At 62.8% G+C, this 12,623-nt stretch carries 15 protein-coding genes and 1 tRNA gene; 4 read left to right on the top strand and 12 right to left on the bottom strand.

Going from position 1 to position 12,623, the window contains the following annotated elements; translation table 11 throughout:
* The first annotated feature begins 133 nt into the window (after positions 1-133).
* From dusA to EYW47_RS05975, 4 genes are all read left to right on the top strand, one after another.
* Positions 134-1,159 (top strand): tRNA dihydrouridine(20/20a) synthase DusA, encoded by a 1,026-nt coding sequence (dusA, locus tag EYW47_RS05990; protein ID WP_133193944.1) that lies wholly within the window; start codon positions 134-136, stop codon positions 1,157-1,159.
* A 97-nt stretch (positions 1,160-1,256) separates the two neighbouring features.
* Positions 1,257-1,332 (top strand) — tRNA-His (locus EYW47_RS05985).
* 202 nt (positions 1,333-1,534) lie between these two features.
* Positions 1,535-1,969 carry a hypothetical protein gene (locus tag EYW47_RS05980; RefSeq protein ID WP_133193943.1) on the top strand — a complete coding sequence of 145 codons (435 nt, stop codon included), beginning with the start codon at positions 1,535-1,537 and terminating at the stop codon, positions 1,967-1,969.
* Complete coding sequence (locus EYW47_RS05975; RefSeq protein WP_133193942.1) at positions 1,970-2,164, top strand: hypothetical protein; 195 nt, start codon at positions 1,970-1,972, stop codon at positions 2,162-2,164.
* Between the two features lie 268 nt (positions 2,165-2,432).
* On the opposite strand, the gene EYW47_RS05970 is transcribed toward EYW47_RS05975, so the two are convergent.
* The 12 genes from EYW47_RS05970 to EYW47_RS05915 all read right to left on the bottom strand — a co-directional run bounded on the left by EYW47_RS05970 (position 2,433) and on the right by EYW47_RS05915 (position 12,619).
* Positions 2,433-3,278, bottom strand: a complete 846-nt coding sequence (locus tag EYW47_RS05970) for a hypothetical protein (RefSeq protein WP_133193941.1) — start codon at positions 3,276-3,278, stop codon at positions 2,433-2,435.
* An 81-nt stretch (positions 3,279-3,359) separates the two neighbouring features.
* Positions 3,360-3,899 carry a lysis system i-spanin subunit Rz gene (locus EYW47_RS05965; RefSeq protein ID WP_133193940.1) on the bottom strand — a complete coding sequence of 180 codons (540 nt, stop codon included), beginning with the start codon at positions 3,897-3,899 and terminating at the stop codon, positions 3,360-3,362.
* Positions 3,899-4,396, bottom strand: a complete 498-nt coding sequence (locus EYW47_RS05960) for a lysozyme (protein ID WP_133193939.1) — start codon at positions 4,394-4,396, stop codon at positions 3,899-3,901. Before EYW47_RS05960 ends, EYW47_RS05965 begins: the two co-directional genes overlap by 1 nt.
* Entirely contained in the window at positions 4,389-4,601 is a 213-nt protein-coding gene (locus tag EYW47_RS05955; protein WP_133193938.1) for a phage holin family protein, read from the bottom strand. Before EYW47_RS05955 ends, EYW47_RS05960 begins: the two co-directional genes overlap by 8 nt.
* A 62-nt stretch (positions 4,602-4,663) precedes the next feature.
* Complete coding sequence (locus tag EYW47_RS05950; RefSeq protein ID WP_133193937.1) at positions 4,664-4,978, bottom strand: hypothetical protein; 315 nt, start codon at positions 4,976-4,978, stop codon at positions 4,664-4,666.
* 8 nt (positions 4,979-4,986) lie between these two features.
* The gene (locus EYW47_RS05945; protein ID WP_165976503.1) at positions 4,987-5,736 is read right to left on the bottom strand and encodes a hypothetical protein; all 750 of its coding nucleotides are present in this window, start codon (positions 5,734-5,736) and stop codon (positions 4,987-4,989) included.
* Positions 5,736-6,065: a hypothetical protein gene (locus EYW47_RS05940; RefSeq protein ID WP_133193935.1), complete on the bottom strand. Its 330-nt coding sequence runs from the start codon at positions 6,063-6,065 to the stop codon at positions 5,736-5,738. Before EYW47_RS05940 ends, EYW47_RS05945 begins: the two co-directional genes overlap by 1 nt.
* Positions 6,050-9,481 (bottom strand): TipJ family phage tail tip protein, encoded by a 3,432-nt coding sequence (locus tag EYW47_RS05935; RefSeq protein WP_133193934.1) that lies wholly within the window; start codon positions 9,479-9,481, stop codon positions 6,050-6,052. Before EYW47_RS05935 ends, EYW47_RS05940 begins: the two co-directional genes overlap by 16 nt.
* Before the next feature lie 2 nt (positions 9,482-9,483).
* Positions 9,484-10,047, bottom strand: coding sequence for a tail assembly protein (locus EYW47_RS05930; RefSeq protein WP_133193933.1), 564 nt, complete (start codon positions 10,045-10,047; stop codon positions 9,484-9,486).
* Positions 10,044-10,793, bottom strand: a complete 750-nt coding sequence (locus EYW47_RS05925; protein ID WP_133193932.1) for a C40 family peptidase — start codon at positions 10,791-10,793, stop codon at positions 10,044-10,046. The genes EYW47_RS05930 and EYW47_RS05925 overlap by 4 nt, the downstream gene beginning before the upstream one ends.
* Positions 10,794-11,477 (bottom strand): phage minor tail protein L, encoded by a 684-nt coding sequence (locus tag EYW47_RS05920; protein WP_133193931.1) that lies wholly within the window; start codon positions 11,475-11,477, stop codon positions 10,794-10,796.
* On the bottom strand, positions 11,474-12,619 hold the full coding sequence (locus tag EYW47_RS05915; protein WP_133193930.1) for a hypothetical protein: 1,146 nt from the start codon (positions 12,617-12,619) through the stop codon (positions 11,474-11,476). The genes EYW47_RS05920 and EYW47_RS05915 overlap by 4 nt, the downstream gene beginning before the upstream one ends.
* Positions 12,620-12,623 lie beyond the last annotated feature (4 nt).

Genomic DNA, 12,623 nt, shown 5'->3' with positions numbered 1-12,623 from the left:
AGCCACTCCGCATATCACCCTGGGTGCCCACCCGCATTGCCGCAGTGCAAAATCGCAGAGAACGGTCGTGGCCGCTTGCGATAAAATAGAAGGCTGATCCACGCTTGCCGCGCCTCTCGCGCACCGATTTGCCATGTCCGCCAACCGTATCGCCAGTCCCCGCCGCGTGTCCGTCGCCCCGATGATGGACTGGACCGATCGCCACTGTCGCTCGCTGCACCGCTTCATCTCCCGGCACACGTGGCTGTATACGGAGATGGTGACGACAGGCGCCCTGCTCCACGGCGACGTGCCGCGCCATCTCGCGTTCACGCCCGACGAAGCGCCCGTCGCGCTGCAGCTCGGCGGCAGCGAACCGGCCGATCTCGCCCGCTCGGCCAAGCTCGGCGAGCAATGGGGCTATGACGAGATCAACCTGAATTGCGGCTGCCCGTCCGAGCGCGTCCAGCGCGGCGCGTTCGGCGCGTGCCTGATGAACGAGCCGCAGCTCGTGGCCGATTGCGTGAAGGCGATGCGCGACGCGGTCTCAGTGCCGGTGACGGTCAAGCACCGTATCGGCGTGGATGCGGTCGAGGACTACGCGTTCGTGCGCGATTTCGTCGGCACCATCGCGGATGCGGGCTGCACGGTTTTCATCGTCCACGCGCGCAACGCCATCCTGAAGGGCCTGAGCCCGAAGGAAAACCGCGAGATCCCGCCGCTCAAGTACGACTACGCGTACCGGCTCAAGCGCGATTTCCCGCAGCTCGAGATCATCATCAACGGCGGCATCAAGACGCTCGACGAAGTGGCTGAGCACCTCGAGCACGTCGACGGCGTAATGCTCGGACGTGAGGCTTATCACAACCCCTACGTGCTGGCCGACGTCGATGCGCGTTTCTACGGCGCAAGCGAAGCGGCACTCACGCGCGACGAAGTCGAAGCGAAGCTCGTGGAATATTGCGCGAGCGAAATCGCGCGCGGCACCTACCTGGGCGCGATCACACGTCACGCGCTGGGGCTGTATCGCGGCGAAGCAGGCGCACGTGGCTGGCGTCGCGTGCTGTCGGACAACCGCAAGCTCGCCAAGGCCGATCTCGCGATCTTCGAAGAAGCGCGCGCGCATCTGCGCGGTCCCATGGAAGCGTCGGCCGAGCTTTCTTCTGAAATATTTGAATAAAGGGGCTAGGCAAGCCCGATCTGTCGTGTATATAATCTTGCTTCTTGATTGACGCCGCTCACAAAGCAGCGACAGCAAGAAGATAGTTGGAACAGCGGTGGCTGTAGCTCAGTTGGTAGAGTCCAGGATTGTGATTCCTGTCGTCGTGGGTTCGAGTCCCATCAGCCACCCCAAAGAATTCAAGCACTTACGAGTGCTCGCAGCGCAGAAAACAAGATTTTTGGAAGATGAAATTCCAAATTTTGGAAGTTGCGACGCACAGGAAAGCCCGCTAACGCGGGTTTTTTTTCATCTAGCGATTGCGCAAAGTGCGCCGGGGGAGTCAAGGCACTAGCGCGGTGTCAAAATCGCGATCAGAACGACCAGAACAGCGGCATGCTTTTTATTCATACGATAGTTTGGATAGTCGTTGCGATTCTGTTGCCACTGTTCCCCATCGCCCTCGGCTGGATCATCGTGTTCTTTATGGGCGGGGCAACACCGTTCACGGAATATGCAGCGGAGATCGTCCAAGACGGCCAGCTCTGCTTTTATTCGGTGGCAATAGGATGTGCGGAAGGGCTTGAGGTCTGGGAGTGGCATGAAGCGTCACACCCCTACCGGGGGATAGTAGCCGTGCTCTGCATGGCAGCAATTGCAGCTTCCCTAGTGATGTACGGAATCATCGCGGCGGTGAAGGAGGCTAAGACACACTCGTCGACACTTGCTGCTAAAGAAAAGGCTATTGCGGTCGTTAGTATTGTGATTGCCACAGTCAGCGCTATATTGGTAACGTTGACTCACGTTTGGATTAAATGGAACGGAGGGTAGATGGAAAAATTGATACTGAAGGTGTTCGCACTCTTCCAAGGCAGCGCGTTCGGCGGCTTGGCGGGTTCGGTCGTCAGCGTCGCGTCGATCCCGTTCAAGCCACAATATCTGCCGCTGACCTTGTTGGTTGCTACGACGATTGGCGCAGCCGTGGGAGCAGCCGCTGCTGCAGTCCGACTCCGGCATGCACACTGATCTGACCGTCGATGCTAAAAAAGCCACCCTAGGGTGGCTTTTTCTTTGGTCTTGAAACATCCGCGGGGCGCAACATGGCTGACGACCACGCATGTGACAAGTGCGGGCACTATGGCGGTCTCGCACGAGGTGGTCCGCACGCAATGGGGGGGTGCCTTCTATCAGCGGTCGTTCGAATCGGTTGAGGCGAGGCTGGAGAGACTGCGGAGGCAGCGGGGATAAGTGAGCGACCGCGCGAGGAATAACGGCGCGGCCGCGTGATGCGTGGTTACTGCGTTGCTGATGCTCCGGAGGCCGGCGCCGCGGCGCCCGTATCCTTGTATGCGCTCGCGATCGAGTCGGCAATCGAGTCGACCTGAAGGTTCTGCACAAAAGCATCGGGAGACCTGCAATCAGCGCCGAAGTGCTCAATGCCGGGCGACGTGGTGGAGGGAACCGCCTTGCCACTCAAGAAGCCGAAGCTCACGGGCGTGCCACCGATGAAGCGGATTGGTGCGCCGTCGACGAATGCAGACTGCATTGCTGAAAGCAATCCCATCGAGGCTGAGTTTTGCGTATCGCACGTCTGAATCGGGGTCACGACAAACACCGCCTTACCGGCCACGGCCGCCCATTGCGAGAACACCAGCAGATCGGACGCGAATTGCTTCATCGCTACCTGCTGCGCGGGATCATCAGCCGGCGTCACCATGTCGTCGAGCTGGAAGTTGACGATGATCCATTCGCCAGGGTCAGTCTTGAACTGATCGACCGTCGGCGGCTTGCCGTTGTATTCGGTCGTCACGATCTGATGCAGGGCCGCGCCGTCCATTACCTGCGTGGTGATCTCCGCAGTCACCCCGCGCGCGGCGAGCGCGTCAGTGAGCGATTTCGCCGTCGCCTGCGCATCCGATGCGACGCTCGGCGCATCGGCGGCAACGGCGGCAGAGATCAGGCTGAACTGCGCATGCGCGACTGCAGTCGATGAGCTCGACACAATCGGCTTGCCATACATCGAAATCGTCAGCGCCTTCGCCGTCGGCGTCGTGCCACCGCCGTCATTTCCGCCACCACCACCGCCGCACGCGGCCAAGCCGACTGCAAAGATAAAGGCTGCCGCCAGCGTCTTTTTCATTCTTGTTCCCCGGTTCGGTTCTTGTTGGAGCGGCCCTCTCAAGCCGCCCCGAAAGTTTACAAAACATTTACGTTTTGCCTACTAGCAGCCGGGGGTGTGCGGGCGCACTGCGCAGACGTATGCCTGCAGCACCTTCACCTTGTCGATTTCGCGTTGGTCGTCTCCTGCGACGCCGAAAACGCGCTCTGCAACCGCTGGGTCGAGGTCTGCGACGGCGGCGGCTCCATAACCCACGCCGGCGGCGCCGGAAGGTCCGGTTGCGTCACCGCTACCGGTTGCTGAACAGTTGCGCACTGCGACGCGCACGCGCTCAGTGCCAGCAGCGAGAGCACTGCGATAGTTACGGTTGTCAGCTTCATGTGCGTCTTTCTCCTTCGTGATTGCGGCATCCGCCGCGGCGAGCGCATCCTGCGCCACGTTGTGCGCGTCGATCGCGCGTTGCTCTCCCTCCAGCGCCGCACGCGACACGGCGAGCATGTCGCGTGCGTGTTGCTCGTCGTCGCGCGCGTGCGCGGCCCGCTCAGCAGCGAGGCGCGCGCTTCCGACAAGGTGCATGCACCCCGCGCCTGCCAAGGCGCCGAGCAGCGCGGCGATCAGGTACGGCAAAATCGGTTTCAGCATCACAGCCCCCTCTCACAGATGGCCCGCTCTTTCGCGCGCCGTTTCACTAGGCCGGGCAGTACTTGGCCCCTCGACGTCACCCACTGCGGCTTGCCTGCGTCGGACTCGTTCATCGCCTTGCACGCGCCGCGGAAATCGCCGGCGTTGAAACGGCGCGCCGTCGTGCTGCCGCAATACGCGTTCGTGCCGATGTTGTAGGCGAAGCTCACCGCGGCGCCGAGCTGGTACGTACGGCCGGCGAGGCCCGGCGTGCACTTCAGCACCGTCTCCGCATGCGCGACGAGCTGCGTCTCGAGTGACTCGCGGCACTCAGCCTCGCTATAGAGCTTGCCGACCACCACGTCGTGCGTGTCGCCCATGCACTTCGTCGGGATTCCTACCGGGTCGAGGTAGCCGCGCAGCACGACGCCCTCGAATTGCGGAACCACAGAAAGCAAAAGGGCTGCCGTAGCAGCCCCCACAACACCCACAAGCGCCTTCTTCGATCCATTAGCCATCGTGCCTCTCCATCTCGCGCAGGCGCTCTTCAGACTCGCGCTGCTCGCGCTGGTCCTTGCGCCACATGAAAAATGCGTTCAATGCGAATGTGAGACATGCCGTGGCGATACCGACTATCACACCAATGTCGGTAAGCGTCAGCGACGCCCCCATGGCAACCCCGCTTCCCGCGTAGCTCGCGGCCTCTGTTGGGCTTACTCGCATCAATCCCCCGGAAATAAAAAAACCGCCTCAAGGGCGGCGCATACTCTTTGCTGCCTACTCGCTCAATCGACGAGCTCAGCACCGGCGAACACGTATCGATTGGTGCCCACTGATGCGCTTCCATCCGCCAGGGCCGCGACAATCAGCGAGGACTCAGCAAACGAACGCGCATCCGCCCCAGCATCCGGCAGACCGTCGATCTGGATCTGTTGCGTGTACATGGGGAATTTGCCCGCGCCCTTCGCGCTGCTGTCGAGGTATGACGCGACGGTCGCATTGGTGAGGCTAGACACGTAGTCGAGCCCAACCTGCTGAACCACGTGATAGCTCGCCACCGCGCCAGTGGACGGCGTGGTGAAGTTGAGTTGAAGCGGCATCTGCTCTCCTAGATGTTGCTCAAGTCGATTGCCATGAATCGCCAATCATACTGGGACCCAAAGCACGTGTTATTTCCGGGATGCGATGGAGTCCCGTTCTGGTAATACTGGTACAGGAAATTGACCGCGTTTCCGGAGGTCTGCAATCCACTGATGTTGTACCAGCCGTGATTGGTGCCGCCCGTGGGGCTTGCTACGAACGCCGCGCCGATGGCGGCCACTCCGACCTTGCTGACGCCGGCATACGGACCGAACGCGTACGTGCGCGTGTCGACCTGGTTCCATTGGCCCCAGCCAGGCCCGGCACCCATGATGTTGCCGCTCTGGTTGTCGAGGATGCGCGCGATACGCTGACGGGCATCGAAAACCAACTCGCCGCTCTCGGAGAAAACCTGCAGCCCATATCCTGGCCCGGATGGCGCAGCGGCTGATGAGCGATCAAAAATGTACACCGAGACGTTCGCGGCAACATCGGTCCAGACCTGAACGGACCAGGTTCCGTCGTTGTTGTTTCTGCACCTCGTGATCGCAGCGTAGGCATTCGGGCTGTATAGCGCGACCAACGGCGCCACTGCGGTGATCGTGAAGTTCGCCACATTCGCTGTGAACGTGTACATCGATCCAGCGTTAGATCGGCCCACATTGATGCTGCCTGCGCCTGTCGTAACAGTGAGCGATTGCCGGAGCGCGTAGTTCGGCGTGGTGCCGTCGATCTGCACGAATCCGCTATCTGTCCAAGCCTGAAATCCCGCAGTCATCAACTGGCCCCGTAGAAAAGTGTCCCGTCCTGATAGATGTCATATGTGCCACTGTTTTTGGCGGCATATGACCAAGCCAGGGTGTTGCCAGAGATCGAAAACCGCGGCGCGATGACACCCCCGGACATGTACCCGTCACCAAGGCTCACGTCCGGCTGAAACGACACCCACCCTCCCTGCGTTAGGCGATCGTCGAACCGGTTCCCGCTCGAGCCACTCGAGAGCCGCACCGAATCGATGATTCGCAACACGCGATACGTGACATCGAGAATGATGTTGCCGTTCGCGTCCCAAACCTGTAGTCCTGCCGGCATTACCAGATCCCCCATCGCACCCGCATGGTGCCGTTACCGTCATATGCGCGGCCACCTTGGTCGTCGTGCACCGCGTATCCGCTACCGGTGTTGGCGCCGGTCATCGTGAGCGAGGCGTTCTTGTCGAGCTTCCAGCGCGGCTGCCCGTTCGCACCGACGGTCGTCGACTGGATTACATCGCCGATCATGGCGTTTTGAATCCAGCCGGTACCGATGAACGCCTGCGAGATAAACACCTGGCCGCCCTGCACGACGAATGGCGACGACACAGCGGATCCGGTGTTGTCTAGGATCGCGAAGCGCTGCGCCGCGACGAGTACCTGCGATTCGATTTGACCGCTGCTGTTGTCGATGCCGACGCCAATGCCCGCGACGTACGTCCGCCCGTTCGCAGTGACCTGCGTCTTGATGGTGTACGAAGCATTCACGCGGCCATTGAGGTCCGCATAGGCGTTTGCGTTCGTCTGCACCGATGCGCTGAGGTCGGTCACCTGACCCTGAAGACCATCAACGCGACCGCTAACGCCGGTCACGCTCGCCTGCACCGTCGTGATCTGCTGCGCTTGCGCGCTATCCGCATCGACGCGCGCCTGCGTTTCCGTGCGGACCGCGGCGAGCAACGAGGCGCTCGACGAATTCATCTGCGCCGTTGTCGTCTCGATGTTCTTCGCAAGGGCCATGTCGGCCTCGGCGCGCGCCGACTGCTCAGACCAGACGCCCGCATATACCGTGGTCGATCCTGCGTAGCCGCCGGTGTCGCCCGCCATGTCAGGCACGAGCACCTGAGCGCTCACCTTGTCGATGCGCGTGGAGAGCGCGCTGTCGCCACTGATGCGCGACTGCTGCTCGGCCGTGATTGCCGCGGCGTTGTCGGTTACGTTCTGCTGCAGGCCAGGAATCGCGTTGATCGGCGTTAGCACTTCCTGCCCGAGCTGGCTCTTCGTGATCTGGCCGGTGAGGTACGACAGGATCTGGGTCGCATCGCTGCTACTCTGACCGTTCACGCCAGCGCCAGTCGGATACCACGGCCCGACGTTGCCGGACGTGTCGACCAGCCGCGCCCAGAAGAAAAACGACTGCCCCGCAGCAAGTCCCATCAGGCTTGCGCGCGCCTGCGGATAGGGGTACATCGAAAGGCGCGTCGCGGTGCTGCGGTCACTCGTCTTGCTGTACCAGACATCCGTGTACGCCGTATCGTTGGCAGAGCCATCGGCGGGGAACGTCCAGTCGAGCTGGATCGCAAACACCTGCGTCGTAGTTGTCAGCGACGTGACCGCCGGCGGCGGGCTCGTCTTGCCAGTGAGCTGCGTCTCAGCGCTGTACGCCGGGATCGACGTCACGCCCATCGCGTTCTGCGCGCGCACGCGGGCGAGATACTTGCCCTGATAGATGCCCGCCACCTCGACCTGCAGGCCGCCAGTCTGGTTAGCCGGCACCCATTCGCCGCTGTCCTTCCTCCATTCGGGGATGTAGTTCACCGCCTTGTCGGCGGCGTCCCACGCGATCACCATGTTCGTCTTGGCAATGCCCTGGTCCGTGAACGAGTACGTCGAGACACGCACATTCGACGGCGGCGTTTGCGCCGACGGCGGGATGACCGTTATGGGCCGCTGCTGGATCTGCGCCCCGTTGTCGATCGCCGCGTACTTGCCCGGCTCGTGCTGCGCCGCCGTGATCGTGTACGTGATCTGGCCGTTGTCGTCGACCTCCTCGACTCCCGTCACGCGGAAGAGTTGCGAGACCAGGCCAGTGCTTTCCAGCATCCAAACCGCGCCGGGCACGGCGTCGCTATCGAATGCCGCAGTCATCGTGAACGTGTCGCCGCTCACAGATTGCACCGTGCGCGCCTGCGCGACGCCGTCAGGCATGATCACGGTCAGCGTGTCGCCGGCCGCCGCCGTGGGCGCCTTGTCGAGCACCACCGCGCGCGCGCTCATCGATCGGATACGGCCTCCGATGCGGCGCCCCGCCTTGTTCACGTCCGCGACGGCGATCACCTCGCCGGGCATGCAGAGCGTGCCGTCGAGGCCGACCTGAAACGATACCGTGTTCGTCTCGTAGCGGCTCGTGAGCAGCGTCCAGAGCCCGAGGCGATGCGCCTGCGCCTGCGACGTCGTGCCGAACGCCGTGATCTGCGCCTTGATGACGCCATAGCGCGCGAGACCGTCATCGTCGGGCACATATTCGACAGCCTGCTTGTACTGGTTCGCTGGGTCGTTCCAGCTTACCTGCGCGACGGTGTAGCGCGTCTTGCGCTCCGAGCCGACATACGAGAACTGACCGCCGACCACATTCGCCTGCGTGTACACGTGCACCGGATCTGACGGCATGTCCGCCGTTGCGATGACGCTGCCCGCACCCCAATACGCCTGCCCACGAAAGATGCCTGCGATGTCCTGCAGTACCTTGAACGCGTCCGCTTGCGACTGGATCACGCAGTTGCACGTGAAGCGCGGCTCCTGGCCACCCTTCCCGTCCGGCACCATGATGTCGCAGTACTGCCCGATCTCGTAGAGCTGCCATTTGTCGATCGTCGACGCGTCGACGAACTTGCCAGCGCCGTATCGATCATTCAGCACGAGGTCGAAAAAGACCCAGGCAGGATTGTTCGTCCATGCCTGTTTGAACGTGCCATCCCAGACACCCGAGTAGACGCGGGCGTTGGGATCATAATTCGTCGGCATGCTGATGATGCGGCCCTTGACATCGTAGGAGCGCGTCGGCACAGAGCTGAACGACTGCGCATCGAACGACATGCCAACGAGCGCGCTCATCGGATAGCGCAGCTTGCGATCGATGATCTCGGTGATCGCCTCGATGTTGACGGTGTCCTGAATGTAGCTCGCGTGCGCGTTCGGCGTGACGCGACGCACGCGCACGAGCCAGCCCGTTTTCGCCTTCGGCAGCTCGATGCGCACGCTGCGCTCGTAGAGGGACGTCGTCTTGCCGTCGAACGCGCCAGTCAGTACCTGAGCATACGATCCACCGTCGACACCCACATCGACCGCATAGGCGACGCGATAGCCGGTAACGTCGCCCGTCGAGGTATTCGTCTGGGCGAGCGCGGGCACGCCAAAGCGAATGCGCGCTGCAGTGAGCTGCACATTCTGGATCTGACGCACCCAGGGCGCGTCGCTTGTGAGCGCAACACCGACAGCCGTCTCATTCTCGACGGCCGGGAAGCCCGACATGAAATCTTGGTCTGGTGTGCCAACGCGCGTGTCGACGCTGTAGTTCTGGAAGTTGCTCGACCCGTCGCCGTTCAGAATGGGCGTGCCGTCGAGATAGACGGACTGCAGACCGCTCGCCAGACCAACGATCGGCCCCTCCGAGATGAGGTCGAGCACCTTCGCATAGGCGATCGAGTGCAGGCTGTCCGGCGATTCCGCCGCCGCGCCACCGCCGCCACCTTTTGCCCCTGAAATCCGCATACTCAGTTTTGATCCTGTGCGTAAATGCCTGAACTGATCACCTTCGAGCCGACCACCATGCGCCCGTACACAATCGGCACGGGCTCACCCTGCGCGGCGCTGTTCACCGGCCCGTTGAAGTAGTACGAGGTGCCGTTATTGGCGACGCCGGCCAGGCCGCCCGTCTGCGGGCTAAGCATCTGCACGACGCCGCCGAGCGCCATCGAGGCGCCCAAACCGATCAACGTCGGCATCTGCGTGAACACCCCCACCACGACGAGCGCAGCGCCGAGGATCGTCTGGAACAGGCCGCCGCGCTTGCTGCCGACCAGCACCGGCGCGACGCGAATCTCTTCGGGCCCGACCGGGTATTCGAGCTCGTCGCGCGCGAGGTTCTGCTTGCCGACGAACACCGCGAACGTGAGCCCCTGCTCCCGCGACCGCGCCATGAACTGCCGAAAGCCCGGCAGCACGACGCCGAGCGCGCGCATGGCCTCGGACGTCGAGCGAACGGCGAGACGATGCACGCGCCCGAAGCGCGCGCCGAGTACGCCGTACAGCCTGATCGTTCGCAATTGATCGTTCATTCGCTTCCCCTGTATCGCAGCACCGTGCGAAGGCATTGCGCCCACATGCCGCCCCATACGGCGCGTCCCGAGAGGCGTCCATGCATGTGGTGCAGGAAATGGCCGTCGCCGAGATAAACGCCCGCGTGATTCGGCACGCCGTTGCGGCTGCGGATCTGCATCAGCAGCACGTCGCCGATCTCCAGCTCGGCAGCGAGACCTACGTCCTCGAAGCCCGCAGCGCGGTAGTTGTCGACGTAGAGCGACGAATGCCCGTCATCCCACCAGTCGTCGCGCCGCTCGAAATCCGGCAGATCGATGTCACGCTCGAGGCGATACCAGTCGCGCACGATCGCGTAGCAGTCGTGCACGCCGTGCGCAAACTCGCGCCCGATGAGCGGCGCGATGTAGCCGCTTGGCCCGAACTCGCACCAGTCGTCGACGGCGATCGAGCCATCGGCCTGCACCCCGAGCGATACGATCACCCAGCGCGCGATGCCGCTCGCCTCGCACATTGCCTTGTCGGAGACGCTGGGCCGCGCCGGCGCGCCTGGGTGCGAATGCGCGAGCGCGACAATCTCGCCCGCGTCCTCGGCGCGCGCATAGTCCTCCGCGGCAAGTACGAAATGCTCCGTCGGCGTGGCCGCCCAGTTCGCGCACGGCATGTACACCTCCGCGTCATGGGCGAGCACCACCAGCCCGCAGCACTCGCGCGGGTACTCCGCGATCGCGTGCGAGGCGATCGCGGCCTTGGTCGTTTCGTTCATTCAGGAAAGGGTGTCGCTGAGAAAGCCGCCGGTGGACAGCGGATTGTTGACGCCGAAGCGGCACTCGCAGCCGCTGATCTTCATGCTGCAGCGGTCAAGCGCCGCATCGCTCACAGGCTGGTCTTTTGCATCGAAATACGCGGTGCCCGTATAGCCGCAATTCGCATCGCGATACTTCCACTGGCAGATGCTCACGATCTGGCGCGCGGGAAGCTGCTGACCGCCGAAATCGAGCGGCGAGGCGAGCGTGAACTCGACCCGCAGGCCCGGTTGCTCGTTGCTCTTCTGCTCGACGCGCCAGATCTCAGCAGCCATCTCCGCAGTCGGATCGGCCGTCGGGTTGCCGCCTGCGAAGTTGACGGCGTCGAGATACTTTGTGAGCGTCCGCCGGCGGCGCACCGTCGCGCCCACAAGATCAGCCAGGTAGACGCACAGCGCCGAGATCGTGCCATTGACGTCGCCCACGGTGAGCGTCGGCGTAGGCTGCTGCGAATCCGTCGTGCGCTTGAAGCCGCTCGCGTGGATCGGCCACGGCTTGTACTCGTTGCCCTGCCACCAGATCGACGTCGATTGCAGGTGGCCGTGGAAGCGCAACATGTCGCCGCCGATTGCCGTGCAGTCGACCTCGAAGAGCTCCACGAGGCGACCGGGCTCAAGCTGTTGTACGTCTGCGTTGATAGTCATACGGACCCGTAACATTCGACAAGTACAACGCCAGGCGTGGCGGGACCACCAACTACCGCGCCAGCGCTTTGTACCTGCATAGTCCCGCCGCCGCCCGCACCAAAACCAACCGCAGCACCACCCGTAACCCCGGCATTTACACAACCCCCTCCCGCACCGAGAGGCGAGCTACCGCCCATGCCGCCCACACCCCACGACATGGCAAAAGCAAGTGACGGCGAAGGCGCCACCCCCCCGCTCAAGACATACGCTCCAGCCCCCGATGCAGCGGGACCCCGGCCAATCCACCACCCAGTAGGGGCGCCGGTAATTTGCCCCGACACCGATCCCCCGTAACCTCCCGGACAAACAAGTAATGAACCGAATGACGACTGGCCGCCGTTCCCTCCAGCCACGCCAGAGCCGTATGTCCCAGCCGCGCCCACTGTAACGGCAACACCATTGAATCCGCTGGTGAAGTACCCCTCCGCATACGCGCCTGACGTTCCTGGTGCACCTAGGGACACAGTGCCGACCGATGTAGCAATTGCGCCGCCGCCGGCGCCTCCGCCGCCCAGGCATTTAACGCGAACCGCGGTTGTCCCTTGCGGCGCGTTAAATGCCCCGGATGCATAGAACGGAACCACCCCCAGTAGCCGGCCCTGTGCTTGACCAAGGGGGAGCGCATGACTTGCGGCTACGGCATTAGCGACGGTCAGCGTTCCGTTGACAATTTCGTTGTCAGCATTCGTACGCCCGCGCATCAACACATTCCACGCATGCACGCCATCCGTATCGAGCAGCGCGCTTTCGCCTGGATTGAGCTTCGTGAGTGCCAGCGTATCGCCGGAGCCCGTCGTGATCGCGAGCGTGACAACCGTGCTGCCGACGTTGCGCAGATGGATTACGCCATCGGCGCCGCCCGTCGAGGCAGATGGAACATTGATCGTGCCAGCCGAGGCAAGGTTGATGTTCACCCGTTTGCCGAGGTGCGCGGCGGCGGTCAAGGCCTGCGCCACCGTGATCGTCGTGGCAGACGTGAGTGCCGATTGTGCATTGAGCACCGCGACGTTCGAGTTGCCCTTCGTCATCGCTACGCGAACGGTATCCCCATCGGTGCCCGCTGGCGCGGTGCCGAGATTGACTGTTTGAAGTGCCGTCATGTTG

It is taken from the genome of Paraburkholderia silviterrae (assembly GCF_004353915.1).
GTDB classification, from domain to species: Bacteria; Pseudomonadota; Gammaproteobacteria; order Burkholderiales; family Burkholderiaceae; genus Paraburkholderia; species Paraburkholderia silviterrae.
The sequence above is the reverse complement of the archived record's forward strand: the minus strand, read 5'-3'. Positions and strand labels throughout refer to the sequence as shown.